Source organism: Halobacillus sp. A5, from assembly GCF_024189315.1.
GTDB lineage: Bacteria > Bacillota > Bacilli > Bacillales > Halobacillaceae > Halobacillus_A.
In genome coordinates this window covers 413,543-435,292 of the sequence record NZ_JAIZEO010000004.1, presented here as the reverse complement: position 1 = coordinate 435,292, position 21,750 = coordinate 413,543, and the positions used below count along the sequence as shown (strand labels likewise).

The following is a 21,750-nucleotide window of genomic DNA, read 5'->3' as shown; positions in this document are numbered from 1 at the left end:
GGATAAGGGAGCGATTGTTCAATATGAGCAATCGCTTTTTCGCTAACGCAGGATAATAGAAGACTTGACTTCGAGATAATAAACAGTATTGAAACTAATTTGGATTGGTCTCGTATGTGTAATAAGAGAAATGATTCTTGGAGGGTTAGATTGGAAATGAAAAAGAAAATCCTGAAGAAAGAAGAGAAAGACTAATGGCAAAACATAAAATATTAAACACACTTTCTGTCATATGTTTGATTACATGCATTGCACTTTGAATTCCAAACATAGTATTTCAAATTCCGAGTGGTGCTCACTTTAATATTTTTTACATTGCACCAGTTGGAGTGTTGTTAGCTATATTCACTAAAACGAAATGGTTAATCATATCAAATATTATTGCATTTTTTAGTTTTTATTGGCTTATGACTTTGGGATATATAATAGCAGCCATTATAGACTATTTTTTCTAAAAAAACTCTTATAAACTAACCCCTCTCCCAGACTCCCTTGGGATTCGTGTCAAGGGATTTTTTGGAGGAGGTTGAGCAATAGAGCTTTCGCCTTTATTGCATAAGCATAGGAATTCTTAGGAATTGCATGGTTTGACGGAGAAGCTTAGTTGAAAGAAATTTTCGACTAACGAGGACCATAGCAGCATTGTGGATAGGGATATTGTAACGGGCAGAAGAGTTTTCATTAATTATCCATTTATTAGGTAGGTATGTTAGGTTTAATTTAGATATACAGAAAATATTATAGTTGTTCATCAAATAGTAAGGAGGATGAGATTTTATTAGAATTATATGGTTGGCAGTTTCGTTAATTCCTATACCGTTTTTGTTTCACTACTATGAAATTTCTCATTTCCCAAATAGAGCTTCTTTTTTGTTTTTAGGGACATTGTTATTTGTTATTTTTGCAGGTCTCTTATCAATAAAAGTTAAGTTTTCTTTTGTTATTTTAACAAACACCCTCACTATATTAGTATCAGTGGTTTTGGCAACGCAGTTTATAATTCCTCCAAATGCTTCTTGGTTTAATCCTTTTGGAATGAATTTCGCTATTATATTTACTGGTGTTGTTATTTTAATCGGAGTGTTAATAATTCGATTTGTTTCAAAAACCATACTATTGGGATTGAAAAATGAATAAATTCTTTTAGCGTTAACGGGGGCAAAGCCTGGAAACAATGAGGCAAGGGCAGTTTGTATTGATCCTATTAGCTGTTATCGGTTTTGTAATTCTTTCATTTTCATATATTGAGTTTACTGGTGAAGAAGAAAGGTTTTTGTTCAATCGGAAACTCTTCTATTTCATTATGATTTTAATGCAGGAATGATCACACAAAACTACATACACTCAAGAAAAAAGAAAAAATTCTCGGTGATATCTTGATATGGAGTATTCCATAATCGGGAGCAATTCTGTATTACGAATTGATAATAAAATAAATAGAATAATCGTCAATCGAATATTTAAGTAATGTGCAGAATAATTTGGAGGTTCTATATGCTAAAAGAGGCGACAATATCAGAAGTAAAAGAAGCTGCTCACCTTGCTTTACTGCTTTGGCCAGAGCACACTTTAGAGGAATTTATACAAGAAATAACGCATCTTATTGCTCAGCCTGACGCAACGGTTATTTTAGCTTATCATAACAGTGAAGCAATTGGGTTTGCACAATGCCAACTGCGATACGATTATGTTGAAGGGACAAGTTCAAGTCCGGTAGGATATTTAGAAGGACTTTACATAAAAGAAGCCTTTCGTAAACAAGGCTTTGCTAAGAAATTAGTTAGTGCTTGTGAGAATTGGGCAAAGAAAAAAGGTTGTCATGAGTTTGCTAGTGACTGTGAATTAGAAAATGAAGAAAGCTTAGGAATGCATCTTAAATTGGGGTTTAGTGAAGCAAATCGAATTATTTGTTTTAAAAAGAGGTTATAAGATGGATGTAGATTGAGGTTTTTTCAATCAACCAGCTATTTATTGTTTATTCAAGAAATGAAGGGCTATATTGTGGTAGAGAGGAGTATGACAAATGGAGATTATAAAGGGTAAACACAGTTTTAACTTGGATGAATTTTTAGAGAAACCCTTGTTTGCACATCTTTCAACGTCTTCTACCGAAGGGCCAAGAGATTCACCAGTATGGGTTCTTTGGAAAGATAAATGTCTCTGGATTATAGGAACACATGGAGATACTTTTCCATTACGGATTAAGGAAGAACCTAGTTGCGCTATCGGAATTGTGGACTTTAATCCTAGTACAGGGAAAGTACTGCACGCAGGCTTTAGAGGAAAAGCAACTGTAGAACCATTTGATATTAACTTAGCTAAACACTTATTCACAAAGTATTTAGGACCAAATGAGAATATCTGGGATTCTAGGTTTAAAGATCAAGATCCTAATAATGTCTTCATTCGATTTGTACCTGAAACTGTAGTAGTTAGAAATCAATCGTATAAAGTCGATGAAAGTTGAGACACAAAAAGAATTCAAGGTGAAATATCTCGAAATCAAGTCTTCAGTTATTTGGGTCAAATCTTTAGTAAGGTTTATGCGGTTTCGTTAAAAAATAAGCATAATAATTAAAAGGACCCCACACTTATAGGTGGAGTCCTTAACCCAATCTGGTCATTTTCTACATGTTCTCACTAAATTGGTTAAAAACGTGAGAAAATTAGGTTATTAAAGATTGTAATACAATACTTACTTAGTGTAAACATGCTTTAAAGGATTAAAGAGTAATTAAGCTTATCTTGGTTTCAAGTCTTCATGAATTTGGGGCGATTGTTCAATAAAGACCAATTGGGAGGAAAGGAGATATAGTATGCTAGATAAAAAGATTGGATGGTGGTTTGTATTAGCCTCCGTGTTAATTATGGGAGTGATTTATTGGCTGGGTCCTGAAAAAAACATTACGGTACTTCTAGTAGGTCTTACTCCTCCAGTAATGGTTACTTTGTACACTATTTTCATCCGCCGAAAATACAAATAGCTAAGAGTAACTTTAGTAAGTAAAAAATAGGATCCAATGCAACAAAGAAAATTAATCTGTACTACCAAAGATATTCAATTTCAAATTTTAAAGAATCTGGGGCTTTAATAAAAGAGGTGGGAGATTAGAAGTGAGGACGTTATTAGAACTTTTGCGTATAATATTTATTTTTGTACTACTTGGTGGCTTAGGCTGGGCGATTATAGGAAACATTTATACAATCAATGAACCAACAGAAACCTATTCGTGGCTCGGTGCATTAGCAATATTAGTTTTATACTTTGTATTATATAGAAACAAGTTACAATTCTCTGGTTGGTATAAGGGAAAGGGAAGAAAGAAATTGCCTAAAACAGTTTCCATTACACTTATTTTTACTTCTATAATACTAATTATCGCACCATTTATTATGGGCTCATTATTAAACTAACTGGGGTTTTACTGCAGATACGGCGGGGTAGAATTAGTTTTAAAAAACTTTTTGTAAAAAAGGCTGCAACAGCAGCCTGAGTCATTCTTTTTTATTAATGTTGAATTCTCTTATTCCATTTGATATTTCTTTTAGGATATGGTTCTTCTCTTTTTGTGTTTTAACTATAGTGAGCGCAAACCAAACTATAAAAATTAGGATAGCTATGTAAAAGATGATTGGAATAAAAGCAACTATTGGGAAGAAATTAACTGCTTCATTCATATTATACCTCCTCTCTGGGAGAGTTTACCATGAATTTAGTCTACTGAACATTCCGAAGAGCATACATAACATATCTTGAATTCAAGTTTTAAATTAAATGGGGCAATTCTGAAATATAAGAATTGCCCTCTTCTTAATGTTTTGGGCAGCAGGTTAATGCAACAAAGACTTTTGTAAATGTTTTATATTACAGGGAGTGGTACCAATATGTTTAGGAAAAGCATCAGATTCCCCTTAATATTTTTTGTAGTATCAATCATTTGGCAGTTAATTGTCAATAAAGAGGTTATGTGGGTTGATTATATAGGGATATGTTTAATAATGTTCTTATTTATTCTATTTTATAATTGGTCGAAAGTACCGTATAAATGGAAGAAAGGCAAAGATGACAAATAAAAGATTTTTCAGGGATTTATTGAACTAACTGGGGCTTATCTGTAGCAAAGATAAGCCTTTTTATTTTGGGAAAAGAAAAGGATTGAGTTTCTAGATATATTTTGAAATAATTGGTAGTAATATTTAGCTACAGACATTCGGGGGGATCACTATTGATAACACAGGAGAAGTATTGGGATGAACGTTTTAAGGAAGGAGAGATTTGGGGAGATTCTCCATGCCCTTCAGTGGATATGAGCTTGCCACATTTTAGAGATCGTCACATGCATTCCATTCTTGTTCCTGGATGTGGATATGGAAGGAATAGTTTTGAATTAGCAAAAAAGGGTTTTAAGGTAAAAGGAATAGATGTCTCATCAGAAGCTATAAAGCTTGCATGCAGGAACATAAGTGCTGAAATAAAAAACATTGAATATAAAGTAGAAGACATACTTAATCCAAATGTTACTTCAGGTAATTTTGATGCCATTTATTTATCTAATGTTCTACATCTGTTTTTAAAAGATCAACGTACTTTACTTATGAATCATATGAATGAGCAATTAAAGCCAGGAGGCTTAATGATTTTTACTTGCATATCTACTGAAGATCATAAGAATTACGGGGTTGGAGAAGAGATAGAAGAAAACACTTTCTTACATAATGATAAGTCGTTGCATTTTTATAATGAAAAAGAAATTGCTCGTGAACTGCCACCTAACTTCAATGTTTTAGAGCGGACATTACATAATCAAACGGAAACAGACCCAGCTGGAAATAAAGAAGTTTTAGTTTTATGGTTCGTGGCTGCAAAGAAAGTGTCTTAAAATAGAAGGTTCAAGATGGTGTTATAACTAATTGTGGGGGGGATCAAATGAATAGAAAGCCAACTATTTTGGTGCTTGGTACGGACCATTTAGATAATCCAAATAATGGGGATATGTTTATGACCCAAACCGAAGATATCCATAGTGAACATAGACAAAGGGAAATAAAACAAGTAATAGATTGTCTTAAAGAGTTTCGTCCCACAAAAGTTGCTTTAGAAGTATTAACTGAAAATCAAAGTAAATTAAATGCGGATTACATGTCTTTTCTGAATGGTGAATTTAAATTAACTTCAAATGAACGACATCAGATCGGCTTTCAATTGGCTAAAAACATGAACCATAAAGAACTATTTGCAGTAGATTGGAACGACAGTATAGAAGGAGTTCCTGATTTAGAATGTTGGGCGGGTAAAAATAACTCAGCAATATTTAGCGAAGTAATTGAAAAAGGTAAAAAAATAACCTTGGAGTCCGAGGATTATTTTAAAAATCATACAATGCAGGAATTTTTACTTTGGCTTAATGACAAAGAAAATATGAAAGCAAATCATGAGATTTATACGAAGCTTGCTTTAATGGGTAGTAAAAGCAATCCAGTTGGTTCGATGTGGACAGCACAATATTGGTATTATCGAAATATGATTGTCTACAAGAACTTAGTAGAGTTAATAACCTCGAAAGATGATAACATTTTAGTTCTATATGGTGCGGGTCATCTCTACTTGCTTAATCAATTTTTGAAAGAAAGTAATATTTTTATTGTAGAAACAGTACAAGATTATCTTTAGCATGACTGGTGTTAGTAAATCAAATATATACGATTGTTTATAATTATCACAATATATCTCGAATTCGAGTCTTCATGTATCTGGGGCATTAGCTTAATATGATAAGAACTGAATGTAGGGGTGACATATGAACCTTGATGATATAGGGGAACCATTTGCAGTCGGTAATACAGCAACGGTTTATCTTTTTGAGAACAAAATAATAAAAGTATTCAATGATAACCTCCCTGAGACGGAATCGATAAATGAAGCATATAAACAAGAGTATGCTTATTCTTGTGGAATCCGTGTTCCAAAAGTGTTGGACGTTACTAAAATAGATGGTAAACAGGCCCTTTTGATGGAGTATATCCCTGGAAAAACAATAGGAGAACTCATATCACGTAATCCAGAACAAGAGGAGCATTATATGAGTCTTTCCATAGACATACAACAAAAGATTCATCAATGTGATGGCCACTCTATTGAACTTATGTCTACGAAATTAAATCGACAAATAAAATTCGCTCCAAATTTAAAAAATAACCTTAAAGAAATGTTAGTAGATAAGTTAGATTCCATGCCCTTTGAGAGTAGGCTTTGTCATGGAGACTATCACATATATAATGTGATCATAACTGACAATAGAGCTGCAACTATAGATTGGGTGGATGCAAGTGTTGGAAACATCCGGGCTGATGTATGTAGGACTTATCTTTTATATTCTCAGTTTTCGGGAGAGATGGCGGATATGTATTTGAATCTATATTGTAAGAAGAGCGGCCTCTCAAAAGCTGAAATCTTAGAATGGACCCCTATTATTGCCGCAGCCAGGCTTTCTGAAAGTGTTTCAACGGAAAGCTCTGATCGACTTCTGAAAATTATCAACCATTACATTGAAGCAATTAATGGTGTTTAAGAAGGTTATCTTGAACTCGAGTCTTTCAGTATAGACCAGCTATAAAATGTCAAGTAACCAGTAACCAGTAACCAGGTAGAAGCTCACTTAATAAAATTTCGCATACCAAATAAACCTCACTCGTGTAATTATTAAAACTGCAAAAAACAGTAGTTAATCATCATTGGTTTGAGGGCGAGGTACATAGGGTTTTTGATCTCTTAAAATGGCAAATATAATGTGTGTCAATTTACGAGCTACAGCCCCTACGGCAGTACCGTGAGCTTTTCCACGTTCTCGTAACTTTTGATAATAAAGGGATAGGGCAGGATCCTTAAAGCTAGCCACAAATGCCGCTTGCCATATCGCACGTCTAAGATAAGGGGAACCTCTTTTGGAAAGTTTCGTTTTAGATCCATTAAATTCACCGGATTGGTGCACGGAAGCATCCAGGCCTGCAAAGGCAACTAATTGTTTTGGATGTTCGAAACGGTCAATGGAACCAACTTCACCTAAGATGACTGCCGCCGTGACATCATTTACACCTGTTATGGTTGTTAAATAATGATGTTGTCGGTCCGAGAGCTCCTTTAATTCTTTTTCTATTTGAGCCAATTGTTTTTCAAATAGAGCGATTTGTTCCAGGAGAAGATGGATTTGCATTTTAAATGCCTCTGTACCTATGGAAATACCGAAGGTGTTTTGGGCACTTTCTTTCAGCTGTTCAGCTTTCCAACGAGCTCTTGTAATCCCGTACCGCCCCTTACTGACCCGGTAAAGGACATCGGCTAATTTGTCTGTATCAATGTCCAAGAGGTCTTCGGGTAGTGTATAGTTTAAAAGAATTTCTGTGGAAGATAATCCAAATACATCAGAAAATACTTGTTCATATTCAGGGAAAATCTGATCTAGTAGAGCAATGATTTTACACTTAACGTCTGAACTTTGGTCTACCAATGCATAACGCAGCCTCTCGAGGTGTCTAAGTTGAAGGAGGTCTTCTTGAACGAATGGAGTCGCTTCTGGAGAGTCAATTCGAATCACTTGAGCAATTAAGTACGCGTCTTTAATATCTGTTTTGGTTTTTCGAATATAAAAATTACGGAGTGCGTCCGATTGCATAGGGTTGAAAGACGTCACTTTGTATCCAAGTTGATGAAGGAAAGAAAAGAGAGATAACCAATAGTGACCCGTGGCTTCCATCCCACAAGCACAATTTTCAGGTGTTACCTGGTGTTGGTTTAAGAATGTCAGAAGCTTTTCACTACCCTTTTTGGAATTAGCAAAACGAATGGTTTTTCCAATAGGGTTCCCACTTTCATTGATTAAGCCAGCTTCATGATGACGTTTTCCAATATCAATACCAAGATAAATCATAAACGATACCACCCACATAATATTAATCAGATGAAAGGAAACCTCTTACCTTTATAGATACTCAACCTCGTTCGATATGCGGCAACTATGTACCATCCAGCTTATACGAATAGTTCTATAAAGAAAGAGGTGTCAGTCTATAGCACGAAGACAATGCTTCAAGGGAGCAGAGCGACAACCTCAATCTGATTTAACCCCATTATACCTTCGGCTAAAGGTATGATGGATTTAAAACCAGAAATAATCTGGTTAATAATAATATACGAGGGGGCGAATCCAGAAGAAATGGCCCCCTTTATTTATTCTACTTTGAACCGTTATCTTGTAGACAGATGAGGTTTCAAAAAATGAAATTATAATTCACCCTACGAATCAAAAACTTTAAAAAATATGAATATAAAGACTACACAACAATTAGGATAGCCTTGTTAATAAAACGCTTATTGCTTTTGCACTCTCCCCTATAGGTTGTTACTAATTTTTATAGAGGAACCAGTCTTCTATTTCATCCAGTAAACAAATTCCCTCACTTAAATTTCAAATGGGTTTCATCTTTCTAGATTAGATTTCAATAAAGAAGTATAAGAATGCTTCAACTTTTAAATAGGGTGATCAGTCTATTTTTTATTCTGCTTTTTATCCAGGATGGACCTTAGTTCTTTAATATCTTCTTCAGACAGGTCTTCATCCTGAATGAATTGAACGAGCATTGACTTTAATGTACCGTCATAGAAACGTTTCACAAAGGATTTTGTTTTATCACGTTGGCATTCGTTCTGGGAGTAAAATGGATAAAATGTATAAACCCTATGATTTTTATGGACGCCGATGACTTTCTTCATAGTGAGCCGATCCAACAGAGTCCGTACAGTTTTCGGATTCCAATCAGTTTGTGCCGGTAAGGAGGTAGTGATATCACTTGCTGTTTGCGGCCCTTGTTCCCAAAGCACCTTTAAGACTACCCATTCCGACTCTGAAATAGTGGGTATTTTTTTCGTCATGTGAATCCCTGCCTTTATCTTTTAATAGATGCCTTTATTGTGCAAAATAGATTTCGTAATGTCAGCAGCTATACTGCCGCTGGCCTGATTATCGTTTTCAATATTGGTAGCAAAGAAATGCGTGTTGTTTTCTCTTTCTACAAATCCAATGAACCAGCCATTCACATTTTTCCCGTTAACCGTTCCTGTACCAGTTTTGCCATAGAGGGTGGAACTTTCTTTCGTCTCCAGTTTGATGGAATCTTTCACGTAGTGAATGTTTTTCCCATCGAATCCAAATTGGTTCGCATAGAATTCTTTTAATGTCTGTACCTGTTCAATTGGTGAAATTTTCAAGGAAGATTCGAGCCAATAGTCTTCGATACCCCCTGACAGATTATGGTTACCGTACTCTATCCTTTCCGTGTACGTTTCAATATTTTTCTTTTGTACCATTTTGTCCATCTGCTGGAAATACCATGTTACTGAGTTTTCCATCGCCGCATACAAATTTTGATTCTTATTCCAGCTTTGGTAAGGATACAATTGCCCATTCCACTTCATGAAGTTGTCATTTGGTGTGATAACTTCGGACTCCAATGCAAATAATGCACTGTAAATTTTGTACGTGGAATTTGGCGAAACCCGCAATGTGCTTTTGTCTTTATTATAGATATTGTATTGCTTCTCCCTAAAATCGTACAATACAAAGCTACCTTCATATCCATTGAAAGAAGCGCTTAAATCCTCATATACTGTTTGCTCTTTGTCAAAATCAATGCGGTCCTCATAAGGCATAGCAGAAACAATCGGTATCTGACACACGACAAATCCGGCAAGAAGCATAAAAATCAGGATACTCTTCACTTTTACCAGATTTGTGTCAGATGCAAAGGATGCAATACCTTCAATCCGTTTTTTTATTTGTTTTTTTGAACTAGCGATCAGGTTAACCATTGCGAAATGCCTTGTAAGGTAAGATTTATCCGCAAACTTAATAATCGTGTTGCCATATGCTGCGTGCTGATGTTGATCCAATGTATGTAGGACAGCACTGTCACACGCGATTTCCCTGTCCAGCCGCATTTCCTTGAATGCTATCCAGATAAATGGATTAAACCAGTATAAAATTTGGAATAGGACGGTCAGGTAATTTGTGGCAGTGTCTTTCTTTTTATAGTGATGTAATTCATGAAGTAAAATGTATTTCATTTCATCCGTGGACAGCCAAACTTCAGCATGACGCGGCAGGATGATGCAGGGATTAAATATTCCGAACATCATTGGAGATTTGATGAGTTGTGATTCTGCCAACACCAGGGGATGCGATACATTCAGCCTTTGTTTGCACTGTTCGAATAATGACAGAACCTCGTTATTCGTTAGTGCACTTGCGGACTTTTTTATTTGCCAAAGTTTTATCCAGGCGTGCATGGCCAAAACAATCATCACGAACATGCCTGCTATCCATATTATGGTTAAAACAGGATCCAGAACTGTAAAATCAAACCGATGAACGGATGTTGAAAAATCGTCCATCCAATTTCCGTTATTTGATTCAGGGGTTTCGGTTGTGAAGCCGGCTTGCGCCTGATTACTGTTTTGGTTCTCATTCCCCGTGAACTTCCCTCCGAATCTTAATGATTGCGTTGGAAGATAAGGAATGAGTAAAGCGATTAATAACAGGAACCAGAGATTATATTTCCATTTGGAAGACAATTGATTCTTAAAAACCTTTCGGATCAACATAATACCAATGACCACGATAGAAGATATGAACAAGCTAACAGCTAGATGGAGAGCGGACATTTATTCATCTCCTTAATCGCTATATTACACCCTTATTATTACATGTGGCGTTTATTTATGAAGGACGGGTTTATTCCATTTTGGTGTATATAAATGGGGTGAGGGTCACACATGTCGTCCATGACATGTGTGAGTTTCTTATTTTAAAGCATCCAGCGTGATTTCGGCAGCCTTTGCAACAAGCGCATCGTCATATTCTGCATTCTTTGTATCATACCGGGACATAACTGCTATGACGATTGGTTCTCTATTCGGAGGCCACACAACGGCGATATCATTTCTTGTTCCGTAGCTGCCAGCTCCGCTTTTATCATCCACTGTCCATCCTTGAGGGGCTCCGGCACGTATCAATGTATCTCCTGTTTCATTTCCTTTCATCCATTCGATAAGCAATTCACGCTTATCATCTGGAAGAAAGTCATCAAGGGCAACTTTCTTTAGATTTGTGGCCATAGCTCTCGGTGTGCTGGTATCACGCTTATTACCCGGTGTGAATTCATTTAAATCGGTTTCGTATCGTTCGGGCTTTGTCACGTCATCACCAATGTCACGTAAGTGTTGCTTAAATTGATCAGGACCTCCGATTGCCTCAAGTAGAAGGTTCCCAGCGGTGTTGTCGCTTGTCCGGATAGCCGCCTCACTGATTTCCAACAGTGTCAGTCCGGTATCCACGTGTTTCTCGGTAACCGGTGAATAGGTAACTAAGTCATCCTCGGTGTATGTAACGGTTTTTTTAAGTTTTTCTATGTCATTTTGCTTCAGAAGGGTTGCTGAAGCAAAAACTTTAAAAGTAGAAGAGTAGGCATAATGTTCATCCGGTCTATATTCGACAGTTTGATTCGTACCTGTATCAATTGCATAGACACCTACTTGGGCATCAAATTCTGTTTCAAGCTGTGTAAATTCTTTCTTCTTATTAATCGTTTTCTCTGATTCGTTCTCCTTGTCGGATGATGCGTCGGTTTGATCGTCTGCGCATGCGGTAAGTATTGTAAGGAACAGTAAGGTTATGGATAGTGTAACTAAACGAATGGCAACTTTGTATGAATTTATATTTTTCACATGAATACCTTCTTTTATTATATTGTTGTACTCAAACTCCCACCTTTTGTTGTAAGGATTTTATACTCCCTCCACTTACTGTTTTGACTACAACTGTAATACAATATTACAGTTGTAGTCAAAAAGCTGTCAAGTCGAAATTATATATATACTATCAAATAATCTTGGGCTTTTCTTTAAAAGTAGTAAGTAGGGAAATTCTCCATTGGAATGGGGCGAGGGTGGTTAGTAAAACATACTTTCAAAAATAGTGGGATTTTTACTTTGAAAAAATAAAAGAGTACTAAGTTAGCGATTCTACAATTAAAAGCTTCACTTTTTCGCAGCTTGAATGAAAAATTATTTTCCAGATTAAAAAATTTATTCAACTATTTCTATTTTAAATGCTTTAGAGAGAGCCCCAAGAAATTCATTATTTTTGTTTACCACCAAAAACCAATCATCTACAAAGCATCCTTTAATGCCATTTGATGGTTTCCTCCCCATTATAAGAAAAAGATACTGTTGGTTGTTCGTCAAGTTTTTGTTTAGGCATTGTATCAGTTACATATGAGAAAAATTACATTAACTTAAAATGTGGTTTTACAACTGGTTCTGGAGGAGTATGGAAATCAAGTAATTAAACATTCAAATCAAGGGATACCCTGAAATCGATCTTCCGTTAAAGGGAGCAAGAGCTGAAGACCAGATAAATATGTTTTATTTCTTTCTAGTTAAATTCGCCTGATGAAGAAGGGGAAATAGGAGCTTTTATTGAATTTTATTGTACAAGAGTAAAAAGGGAGTGGATTTTAATGTGTGGGATTTGTAAGTAAACATGAGGAAAGGGATAAAAAATTACCTAAATTTCGAAAGAATTTAATGGATTCTATCGAGAAAGATTTACTTAATGATGATCATGTCTTAACCCTTTTCTATGGGGGTTCTATAGGATCACGCAATACGGATTTATATTCAGATATTGATCTAAGAATAGTGGTGAAACCAGAAGAAATAGGGACTTACATTTCTAACAAAAAAACTCGCCCTCAAATGTGGGGGAATATTCTTTTTATTGAAGATGCTCACCCTTTATCAATTTATACTGTGGTCCACTATGATAGCTTCATAAAGGTGGACACTTTTTATTATAAGCCAAAGGATATTCAGCCTTCTGTGTGGTTGAAAAATATAAAGATTGTTAAAGATCACAACTCGATCATCTCGACAGTTCAAAAACAATCACTGGAAATGACTTATGAACCCTCGCTTGATGAATTTGAAGCTTGGAGAACTAAATTCTTCGCGAATTTACATGAGGCATATAGGCGGTTAATGAGAGGAGAGTATTATTACGCTCTTAAATGTATAGATAGTTTAAGAATTTCTATAGTTGTTGGTTGGTACATGAACGCAGGGATTCAACCAAACAATTTTGGGGATTGGGCTAAATATGAAGGTGGTAGAGGCTGTTTAGAAAGTTGGCAGCTATCCCTTCTTAGAAGCTGGGATTGTGGAAGGGATTCAATAGAAATCATGAATGTTATCAATAATATTGTACGGGAGTTTAAAAATGTGCATAGCTCTATTTGTAGTAGGCTAGAAATAAACGAAAACAATGATTGGATAAATAAAATTGTAGCCAGGGTGTTATAAATTTTTTCTTCCTTATTCAATTAAAGGGGGGCTTGTTATTATTAGGAAGGCACAGACGGACGATTTGAGTGAAATCACCAGGCTTTGTATGCACTTTGGTTATGAAGTGACAGAAGAGCAAATTAATCTTCGATTGAATAAATTACTGGATAATAATAATAATGGAGTTTTTGTTTATGAGTCAGGTGAAGAAAAAGGTTATCTAGGTGGATGGGTACATATTTATGGTAAGCAATTCATTGAACTTGATTATGCTGAAATAGGTGGACTAGTTGTTGATAGTCGTTTTAGAAGACAAGGAATTGGTCCGAAATTAATGAAAAAATCTGAAGAGTGGGCAAAAGATAATGGATTTCAAGAAATAAGACTACGTTCTGGTGGCCAAAGAAACGATACCCACAAGTTTTACGAGAGGATGGGATATAAGAATATAAACTGGCAACAGTTGTACAAATTGAGATTATAAATTTAACAAATCCTTGTTCAACAATCGGGGAGTTTACTTCAATGATCAAGCTTTAATGAGGTGTTTGAAAAACCAATCCTTAAATGTGGTGATAAAGTGAGTTTCAAATCTAAAAAAGGTGAATTTCATACCTTTGAACAATTTGTTAGTTCAATTAATTCAATTCCAAAAAAAACAATTAACCTTGTTGGTTGGAATAGATGGTTGTGGTTCAGGAAAAAGTACATTTGCAAATAAATTGAAGGAAGAATGTACTAATGTAACTGTTGTACATATGGATGAATTTTATTTACCCTCCTCACAACTTATGAAAGCAGATCCAAAGCAAAAACCCATTGGTGCAGACTTTGATTGGAAGCGTGTTTTAAATCAAGTTCTTGAACCAATTAGGCAAAATCAAGAAGGATATTATCAGAGATATGATTGGGACTCAGACGAATTAGCGGAGTGGCATACTGTCCCTGTTGGAGGAATTGTAATAATTGAAGGTGTTTATTCCATTCGTAATGAATTAGCAAATAAATACGACATCACAATATGGGTTGATTGTCCAAGAAGAACGCGACTATCAAGAGGTATTGAGAGAGACGGGGAAGAGGCGCGTGATATGTGGGAAAATAATTGGATTATTTCAGAAAACATTTATGTTGAAGAACAAAAACCATATGAAAGAGCAGACCTCATTGTTAATGGAACTAAGTAATATCCTTCAGCAGCAGAAAAAGCGTTGGCTTCCTTTGAAAAGCTGACTACCCTTAAAAAACCGAATGATGTGGAAAGAGATGCAGCGATTCAACGATTTGAATTCTCTTTCGAAGCTAGTTGGAAAGCGGCGAAGCAATATTTATATGACGTAGAAGGGGTAGTTGCCGGCTCTCCGAAGAGCGTCATTCGCAGTTGCAGGGAGGTCCACCTGTTGGAGGATGAGGAGGCCGTTCTGGCTTTGGAAATGGTAAATGAGCGTAATTTGATCATCCATACCTATAATGAAGAAGTGGCCATTAAAATCCACAAAAATTTGGCCCGGTATAATAGCCTTCTCTATCAATGGGTTGAACGTATGAATGGTAAAGTGATGGAATAGTCATAAAAAGATATAGCCCTGGACGTTACCACTACGTCCAGGGCTTAGTTTATATAGGAAGTTGGCTTTATGGTTGCATGGAATAAAAAAAGCCCAAAACCTGGACTTTTTTCATTCGTATTTATGATAACGTTCTACGAGTATATCCAATTTTTCCAGTTCGTCTGATAAGTGAGAGAGGGAAGACACCAGAGCAAACAAGTAGGAATGCTTTTTCACGTCTTCTAAATCTGTGATTTTATCAGGCGTGCTCTTGGTCAGATGGGAAAGAAGCCGAATTTTCTGTTCTTCGATTTTATCATGCAGATCATCCGAGTAGGATCGCTTGATTTTACGTTCGTATTTCATAAATATTTTTTCCTCATAATTCGTTAAAGCATACAAAAATTCCTGAATATCATCTTTCAGACCGTCACTGACGTATAAAAGAGCGGAAGACTGATGTTCGAAATGGTCTATGACTTCAAGCTCCTTTTTTAAAATCATGATCATTTGTTTAAAAAGTACAAGCTTTTTCGCCCTACTGTAAGGCGCATTTTTAAACAAACGGTTGAATTCATCGCGGTAAAAACCAAAAAGTTTTTCTGCTTTATCTATGTTTTTCTCCGCGCTTTCCTTCGCTTCCCGATAGGCTTCTTTCTCTAGTTCTCCAAAAACAAGCGAGCGAAGAAGCATGGAAAGCTGCTCGCCAGTAGTTTCTATATGGGAGAGCAGTCGATCTTCATATTTAGGGGGCAAAAATATCATATTTACGAGGACTGCTGAAACGATTCCGACCATGACGGATAAAAATCGTTCCATGCCAAACTGAAACACATTCGGATCTTGTATTTCTAAGATCGCGATGGCTGTTACGACAGAAAGCCCGACGTTTTCAACCCCTAACCGTGAATTAATACCGATTAAAAGAATCACAATAATTCCTGTAACCACAGGGTGGTTCCCAAGCAGATAAAGCGTACCAAAGGCAAAGAGGGCGCCGATGACATTGGCTTGAATTTGATCGAGCAAATGTTTCCAGGACCGATAAACGGAAGGCTGGATGGCTAAAAAAGCGGCGATCGCAGCAAAACCAGTCGTAGTAAAATTAAAAGCATGACATAAGAGCAAGGTGAGGGTAACAGCGATCCCTGTTTTAAGCATGCGGGCTCCAATATTCATCTGAATCCTCCTTTACTCTAACAACTTATAAAAATGAAAAAAATGACAAGGGATCCTTCAATTCTTTCTCGTTATTATCATAAGCCAATTGTGTAAACTATTGCAAAGAGAGAGTTAGGATTATGAATTATGTGATCATGGGTTGATGAGATATTTTTAACAAGATGCTTAAAGCAAAGCTTCTGCTTCTCCTTAGTGAGGTATTGCTTAAGAGGACTGCCGAATATAAAAGAGCGCTTCAGTCACGAAGCGCTCTTTGTGTATGACTGCCGGTCTGAGATAATTTCTTCCGGACGTTTTCGTTTAAAGCATCCATCTCTTCAATGAACTGTTCACTCGAAGCGATGATCCTTTCTGACGACTGCTCTGTCGTTTTCAATGCTTCGAACACGTTATCGAAAGACTCCTGAAGAGCTTCCATACTGATCGCTGGATTCTCCATCATCTGTGTGGTCTCTTCTGCGTTTTCCCTCAGATTCCTGGAGTTCGAAAGGAGCATCTCCTCAGTCGCTTTATTGACGCCGTTCACCGTATCAATTACTTTCCGTTGATTATTCAAAGCCAGCTGAATCGAAGCGGAAACGGTAATAATATTTTTCGTCAGCGTAACCGCATTACGAATCGATTCCTTCAGTTTTTCATTATTTTTCTTAATAATATCTACAGAAGAAATACTATGGTGCAGCACACTTTTCATCTGGGTCATGTTTCTCGTACGCGTAATGATCTTCTCTTTTCCTTCTGTAAGCAGTGCAAGATCGTATTCGCCCGCAGCTTCTTTTTCTTTCAAGAGTTCAAACAGCTTCTTCCCAAGATAAATTTGCTTGTCCAGGTCATAAATACGTTTCTGGGCGTTTTCTTTAATAAGCTGCAATTCGACGCTGTCTTCTTCAAGGCGGTCTTTTCCTGCCAGCAGACTTCGGACAACCGTATCAATCTTCGAGTCGACCGTTTCATATTTCTTCATGTAGCGGTCGATTGGCTGCGTTTTGCTTAGTTTATAAAAGAATCTCTGAATACCGTTGCCTTCGGTGCGCTTCGGATCAAGGTCTGACACGATAACCTCGAGTTCATTCAACGTGTCGGGAATCTCGTTATTTCCTTTGGTCATTAGATCGTTTACCGGGCGCTTCAATGTTTCCATCGTTTCCCCGGCGACGCGCTGTTCCTTTTCTCCGAGGTCCCCGAGCTCTCTCATCACTTCTGAAAGGGAGTCGTCCCTGGATGATTTGAACCTTTCAGCGTAAGCTTCGGCCTCTTCGTTCAGTCGGTCGATATCTTCTTTTTCAATAAGAGTCATCGCTTCTCTCAGGTCCTGAGGGTTCATCTCAGCTTCTTTGTCTTTAAGGAAAGAGTTTTTACTCATGTCTATATCTCCTATCTGCGAATAGTTGGGTTCTAGAAAATCAAAACGTCGTCCGGCTGTTGATCATCTTTTACTTCTGCGAGAAGAAGCTCTGGTCTTCCTTGTTATACTTAGAAGCAATAATTCCCTTGCTTCTGGCAAAATTCTGCGCATAACTTTCTTCTTCTTTTCGCTCAAGTGTTTCGATGAACTTACGCAAATCGTACATAGTCTCCAGCAGTTCTTCTTTCCGGTTTTCCTTATTATCCTCCGACAATCGCTGAAACGATGCGATGAAGTTAGGTACGTCTTTATCCACCATTGTTTCAAGGGCGTATTGTTCTTCGATTTCGAGTTCTTCCAATCGTCTGAATTGTTTCACTGTCCGTTTCTTTAGCGATGCCCATTGCTTTTGAAGATCAGAGTGATTCTCGAGAAAAGGGAATTCCCAGCCTTCGAGAATCGCTTCTCCTGGAACTTCGGAAGTGGTTTGCTCCCCGGATTTTCCCCTGCGCTCTACGTAGGATTCAAGATAGGTATACAAAACCTTCGAAAAATCACGCAATGTGTCTCCAAGCCCTTTTCTTCTCGTGAATTCTTCTTTCAAAAACGTAGAGGAAAATGGTTTTTCTTTTTCGTCCATTTCAAAACGGCCAAGCAGCATTTGTGGCGGCTTCCCGTATACCTCGATGGTACCCTTGAACGTGTTGGAAGTTGGAATAACTGCGGTGAAAAAGACACCATTCCAAAATCCATCCAAAATATATCTCATGTTGAGCTCTACCAGTTCTTTTATAGCCAGATCGAAATAAACAGGCCGTTTTTCTTTAATAACCTGCTTCATTTCTCTCATCGTGTGAAAATCGATGTAGCGCTGGTATTCGGAGGTGTGCGGCATGAATGCTCTTTCCAAATTCTCAAGCGCAGAGTAGAGGTTTTCCATGCTTCGTCAGCCCCTTTGGAGTCCTTCCTTTTCCGCAATAAAATGTTCTCATTATACTTTAAGAATACCACAAATTGGGGTTTAATATTAAGAAATGCCTATGTACTCTTTACCAGAAAATATAAGGAGGGAAACCATTCTCATGGCTTCCCTCTAAAAAACAATTATCCATTTTCAAGTATTAGATTAAGCTTCGGCCTGTTTTTCCGTTAAATAATAATCTCAGTTTCGCAAAATGATGTAAACAAGATAAATGATGTACATGGTCATAAGGACGACACCCTCTGATTTTCCAATTTTATAATGGGTCCTTGAAAATAAAAACAATAGCAAGCTCAGTGCAATCATGATCATTACATCGATAAATATCTTTCCATTCACAGCTAGAGGCGAAATGAACGCTGAAGCCCCAAGTACAAATAAAATATTGAAAATATTGCTGCCCACTACATTCCCAAGGGCTATTCCACTTTCTTTCTTCAATGCAGCGGATATGGAAGTCACCAGCTCAGGAAGCGATGTACCGATCGCAATGATGGTTAACCCTACTAATGTATTACTCATCCCCAGATCATAGGCAATCGCTGTCCCATTGTCTACCACCAGGTCGCCGCCGAAAATAATAGCGGCTAAACCTGCTAACGTTAAACCAGTGTTTTTCCCCCACTTAATATTTGAAGGAACTGGTTCATCCATCGATTCTTTTCGACTTTTCAGGCCAACTTCAATTACATAGTACATAAAAATAGATAGAAACAATAAAAAGATGATGCCGTCACTGCGTGTCAGCAAATTTTCACTTAATCCCTGTAATTCCGTATCACTGATTAGTACGAGTAAAGCCCCGCTGGCCAGCAATACGAACGGGATTTCTTTTTTAGTTGTTTCGCTTTCAACCATTAATGGATAGAGAAAGGCTGCGATACCTACCACTAAAGTTACATTAAAGACATTACTTCCTACTACATTTCCGAGTGAGACTTCAGCATTCCCTTGCAAAGCTGCAATGATGCTGACTGTTGCCTCAGGAGAGCTTGTGCCAAAAGCTACAATCGTTAACCCTATCAAAATAGGCGGGACACGGAGCAGCCTGGCAATGTTGGAAGATCCATCAACGAATAAATCGGCTCCTTTAATTAATAAACCGAAGCCGACAATTAATAAAACATAAGCCATACTTGTTCTTCAAACTCCTTTTTAATAAACCATACCCTCTTCTGCTGCACTTGAAAAGCATAGGGATACAGGTTTTTATGCTGGTTAGCAGGTGAAGGAGACCGAAAGTGTTGAAATTAGAAAAACATGTAAGGATCTTAGAAGGCAGGATGGCTGAATATAACAAAAAGAGGAAGGTTCCCTCTTAGAACCGTTCCTCTTTTACATAGACTCATAGACTTTTTGCATAAAATGCTGATTATTATAGCAATATCGTTCAATTCTCTATTTTATCTTTGACAGCGTTTTTAATTCAAAATGGTCGGCTACGAGATCAAAGTCGTGGCTTACATTGAACAAATGCCAGTCCGAAAAGTTATTGACGCTTTCCCATACATGCTGACCGACCTTGAAGGTGTAATATTCTCCTTCTGTAAATAAGCAGTGGTGGGGAGAGTCTAACGCTTTCCTAAAAGATTCTTCATCTTTGGCTGCGTTAAGTGATGTTGGAATATTGCTGAAGATACTTCGTTTACATTTCGCCTCAAATTGCATCGTAAGCATCCCTTTCTAAATGTTATCGTGTAATATAATTCTACCCAAGAAGTCAGAAAATTATAACAATAAAATCGGACAACCTGTTTTACCTGCATTAAACTCACGTAGTAAAGCTATCAAATGAAAGACTACTTCATTTTTAGTAAAGTGGGAGTTCTGTAGCATTTACCTTATATAGGGACAGCTTGTTCTGTATTTTCTACTATCTGCCAATAAAACAAGAGAGGAAAGCGCAAGGGCTTTCCTCTCTTGTAAAAAGAATTATCTCGAAACAGAAAAACTTTTCTCTTCTGTTACTCCACCATTTTCCTCTTTAAACTCATCAAGCAGATCACGCACTTCAACGGTGGATTTTGTGCTCATCAGCTGATTCCTTAACTCACTTGCTCCCCGGAATCCGCGGACATATATCTTGAAGAAGCGGAGAAGCGGTTTGAAAAGACGCGGCTCTAGTTCTTCGGAATACTTATCATGAAGATCGAGCTGCAGGCGAAGGAGGTTGAGTAGGTCTTCGCTTGTGTGCTCTTTCTTTTCTTTTTCAAAAGCGAACGGGTTATGGAAGATTCCGCGGCCGATCATTACTCCGTCCACCCCGTATTCTTCCACGAGTTCAATTCCTTTCTGGCGGTCAGGAATATCTCCGTTAATCGTAAGAAGAGTATTAAATGCCACTTCATCACGGAGTTTCTTGATCTCGGGTATCAGCTCCCAGTGAGCTGGAACTTTACTCATTTCTTTTTTTGTACGGAGATGAATGGAGAGATTGGCGATATCCTGTTCCAGGAGATGCTTCAGCCAGTCATGCCACTCATTTACTTCCGTATAACCGAGGCGGGTCTTCACACTGACGGGCAGTCCTCCTGCTTTGGCAGCCTGGACGATTTCTGCTGCAAGGTCCGGCCGGCGGATTAGTCCGCAGCCCTTCCCTTTCGTTGCGACATTGGGGGCAGGACACCCCATGTTGATATCAATGCCTCGATATCCCATTTCTGCCATACCGATACTCATTTGGCGAAAGTATTCGGGCTTGTCTCCCCAGATGTGGGCGACGATCGGCTGTTCATCTTCCGTAAACGTCAGACGTCCCCGCAGGCTGTCTTTTCCTTCCGGATGGCAGTAGCTTTCCGTATTCGCAAACTCTGTAAAAAACACATCGGGTCTTGCTGCTTCACTAACGACATGACGAAAAACGACGTCCGTTACTGCTTCCATCGGCGCCAGAACAAAAAATGGTCGCGGCAGCTCATGCCAAAAGTTATCTTTCATAATATATCTGAACCTTTCCTTAAGGAACGCTGTCGTTCCAAAATTTAAAAGTGAAATATTCCTGTTTCTTAACTATATCCAGTTAGGATAGATTTCAACCAGTATATACTTTAATGGTATTAACCGAAAAGTGCAAGGGGAATATGGGAGGTTGTGAGCGCATAAACAGCTGGGTTGGAAAGATATAGGATAATATAGAGATGGCCATCAAGCTTTCCGATTGTATGATAATCTGGCGAAAGTAAATGACTGATGGCTGTGAAAAGTGTACTTTTGTGACTATCCGGGAAAAGGAAATAGAAGATGTAATAAATGGCAGACTGCTTAATTCTTTTGGAAAAGGAGATAAGCAACTGCTGAG

22 protein-coding genes and 1 pseudogene are annotated in these 21,750 nt (G+C 37.6%); 11 read left to right on the top strand and 12 right to left on the bottom strand.

Translation table 11 applies throughout. The annotated features are described in order from the left end of the window. Window positions 1-845 precede the first annotated feature (845 nt). The gene (locus LF822_RS17295; RefSeq protein ID WP_253925331.1) at window positions 846-1,175 is read right to left on the bottom strand and encodes a hypothetical protein; all 330 of its coding nucleotides are present in this window, start codon (window positions 1,173-1,175) and stop codon (window positions 846-848) included. Between the two features lie 319 nt (window positions 1,176-1,494). Between LF822_RS17295 and aac(6') the strand changes: the two genes are divergently transcribed. The 4 genes from aac(6') (at window position 1,495) to LF822_RS17275 (ending at window position 3,414) form a co-directional block, all read left to right on the top strand. Next, complete coding sequence (gene aac(6'), locus LF822_RS17290) at window positions 1,495-1,929, top strand: aminoglycoside 6'-N-acetyltransferase (RefSeq protein ID WP_253925330.1); 435 nt, start codon at window positions 1,495-1,497, stop codon at window positions 1,927-1,929. Window positions 1,930-2,023: 94 nt separating this feature from the next. Then, on the top strand, window positions 2,024-2,467 hold the full coding sequence (locus LF822_RS17285) for a pyridoxamine 5'-phosphate oxidase family protein (RefSeq protein ID WP_253925329.1): 444 nt from the start codon (window positions 2,024-2,026) through the stop codon (window positions 2,465-2,467). 349 nt (window positions 2,468-2,816) lie between these two features. Next, entirely contained in the window at window positions 2,817-2,984 is a 168-nt protein-coding gene (locus tag LF822_RS17280) for a hypothetical protein (protein WP_253925328.1), read from the top strand. Window positions 2,985-3,114: 130 nt separating this feature from the next. Next, window positions 3,115-3,414, top strand: coding sequence for a hypothetical protein (locus LF822_RS17275; RefSeq protein WP_253925327.1), 300 nt, complete (start codon window positions 3,115-3,117; stop codon window positions 3,412-3,414). An 81-nt stretch (window positions 3,415-3,495) separates the two neighbouring features. Here the strand turns inward: LF822_RS17275 and LF822_RS17270 are convergent, their stop codons facing one another. Further along, on the bottom strand, window positions 3,496-3,678 hold the full coding sequence (locus LF822_RS17270; protein ID WP_253925326.1) for a hypothetical protein: 183 nt from the start codon (window positions 3,676-3,678) through the stop codon (window positions 3,496-3,498). 548 nt (window positions 3,679-4,226) lie between these two features. On the opposite strand from LF822_RS17270, the gene LF822_RS17265 reads away from it, so the two are divergent. The 3 genes from LF822_RS17265 to LF822_RS17255 all read left to right on the top strand — a co-directional run bounded on the left by LF822_RS17265 (window position 4,227) and on the right by LF822_RS17255 (window position 6,569). Then, entirely contained in the window at window positions 4,227-4,880 is a 654-nt protein-coding gene (locus LF822_RS17265) for a class I SAM-dependent methyltransferase (RefSeq protein ID WP_253925325.1), read from the top strand. 47 nt (window positions 4,881-4,927) lie between these two features. Continuing rightward, a complete protein-coding gene (locus LF822_RS17260) occupies window positions 4,928-5,671 on the top strand; it encodes a DUF5694 domain-containing protein (RefSeq protein ID WP_253925324.1) in 744 nt (247 codons plus the stop codon). Between the two features lie 127 nt (window positions 5,672-5,798). Further along, the gene (locus tag LF822_RS17255) at window positions 5,799-6,569 is read left to right on the top strand and encodes a phosphotransferase family protein (protein WP_253925323.1); all 771 of its coding nucleotides are present in this window, start codon (window positions 5,799-5,801) and stop codon (window positions 6,567-6,569) included. A gap of 153 nt (window positions 6,570-6,722) precedes the next feature. Here LF822_RS17255 and LF822_RS17250 read toward each other — a convergent pair whose 3' ends face one another. The 4 genes from LF822_RS17250 to bla all read right to left on the bottom strand — a co-directional run bounded on the left by LF822_RS17250 (window position 6,723) and on the right by bla (window position 11,716). Further along, window positions 6,723-7,925, bottom strand: coding sequence for an IS110 family RNA-guided transposase (locus LF822_RS17250; protein WP_253925322.1), 1,203 nt, complete (start codon window positions 7,923-7,925; stop codon window positions 6,723-6,725). 617 nt (window positions 7,926-8,542) lie between these two features. Further along, entirely contained in the window at window positions 8,543-8,926 is a 384-nt protein-coding gene (blaI, locus tag LF822_RS17245) for a penicillinase repressor BlaI (RefSeq protein WP_253925321.1), read from the bottom strand. A gap of 21 nt (window positions 8,927-8,947) precedes the next feature. Continuing rightward, entirely contained in the window at window positions 8,948-10,714 is a 1,767-nt protein-coding gene (locus LF822_RS17240; protein WP_253925320.1) for a BlaR1 family beta-lactam sensor/signal transducer, read from the bottom strand. Window positions 10,715-10,852: 138 nt separating this feature from the next. Further along, the gene (gene bla, locus LF822_RS17235; protein ID WP_256522313.1) at window positions 10,853-11,716 is read right to left on the bottom strand and encodes a class A beta-lactamase; all 864 of its coding nucleotides are present in this window, start codon (window positions 11,714-11,716) and stop codon (window positions 10,853-10,855) included. 858 nt (window positions 11,717-12,574) lie between these two features. Here bla and LF822_RS17230 point away from each other — a divergent pair. The 4 genes and pseudogenes from LF822_RS17230 to LF822_RS17215 all read left to right on the top strand — a co-directional run. Beyond that, window positions 12,575-13,411 carry an aminoglycoside 6-adenylyltransferase gene (locus LF822_RS17230; protein ID WP_253925318.1) on the top strand — a complete coding sequence of 279 codons (837 nt, stop codon included), beginning with the start codon at window positions 12,575-12,577 and terminating at the stop codon, window positions 13,409-13,411. A gap of 64 nt (window positions 13,412-13,475) precedes the next feature. Beyond that, on the top strand, window positions 13,476-13,877 hold the full coding sequence (locus LF822_RS17225) for a GNAT family N-acetyltransferase (RefSeq protein ID WP_256522258.1): 402 nt from the start codon (window positions 13,476-13,478) through the stop codon (window positions 13,875-13,877). 127 nt (window positions 13,878-14,004) lie between these two features. Beyond that, window positions 14,005-14,580, top strand: a complete 576-nt coding sequence (locus tag LF822_RS17220; RefSeq protein ID WP_253925473.1) for a uridine kinase family protein — start codon at window positions 14,005-14,007, stop codon at window positions 14,578-14,580. A gap of 21 nt (window positions 14,581-14,601) precedes the next feature. Beyond that, a pseudogene (locus LF822_RS17215) lies at window positions 14,602-14,961 on the top strand (HI0074 family nucleotidyltransferase substrate-binding subunit); the annotation flags it as partial. 111 nt (window positions 14,962-15,072) lie between these two features. Here the strand turns inward: LF822_RS17215 and LF822_RS17210 are convergent. The 6 genes from LF822_RS17210 to LF822_RS17185 form a co-directional block, all read right to left on the bottom strand. After that, complete coding sequence (locus tag LF822_RS17210; protein WP_253925315.1) at window positions 15,073-16,122, bottom strand: FUSC family protein; 1,050 nt, start codon at window positions 16,120-16,122, stop codon at window positions 15,073-15,075. Window positions 16,123-16,360: 238 nt separating this feature from the next. Further along, window positions 16,361-17,488 carry a toxic anion resistance protein gene (locus LF822_RS17205; RefSeq protein ID WP_253925314.1) on the bottom strand — a complete coding sequence of 376 codons (1,128 nt, stop codon included), beginning with the start codon at window positions 17,486-17,488 and terminating at the stop codon, window positions 16,361-16,363. A 70-nt stretch (window positions 17,489-17,558) separates the two neighbouring features. Next, complete coding sequence (locus LF822_RS17200) at window positions 17,559-18,410, bottom strand: hypothetical protein (protein WP_253925313.1); 852 nt, start codon at window positions 18,408-18,410, stop codon at window positions 17,559-17,561. A gap of 222 nt (window positions 18,411-18,632) precedes the next feature. Further along, window positions 18,633-19,586, bottom strand: coding sequence for a calcium/sodium antiporter (locus tag LF822_RS17195; RefSeq protein WP_253925312.1), 954 nt, complete (start codon window positions 19,584-19,586; stop codon window positions 18,633-18,635). Window positions 19,587-19,850: 264 nt separating this feature from the next. Beyond that, on the bottom strand, window positions 19,851-20,120 hold the full coding sequence (locus tag LF822_RS17190; protein WP_253925311.1) for a hypothetical protein: 270 nt from the start codon (window positions 20,118-20,120) through the stop codon (window positions 19,851-19,853). A 264-nt stretch (window positions 20,121-20,384) separates the two neighbouring features. Next, window positions 20,385-21,389 carry a tRNA dihydrouridine synthase gene (locus LF822_RS17185; protein WP_253925310.1) on the bottom strand — a complete coding sequence of 335 codons (1,005 nt, stop codon included), beginning with the start codon at window positions 21,387-21,389 and terminating at the stop codon, window positions 20,385-20,387. Window positions 21,390-21,750: the final 361 nt, after the last annotated feature.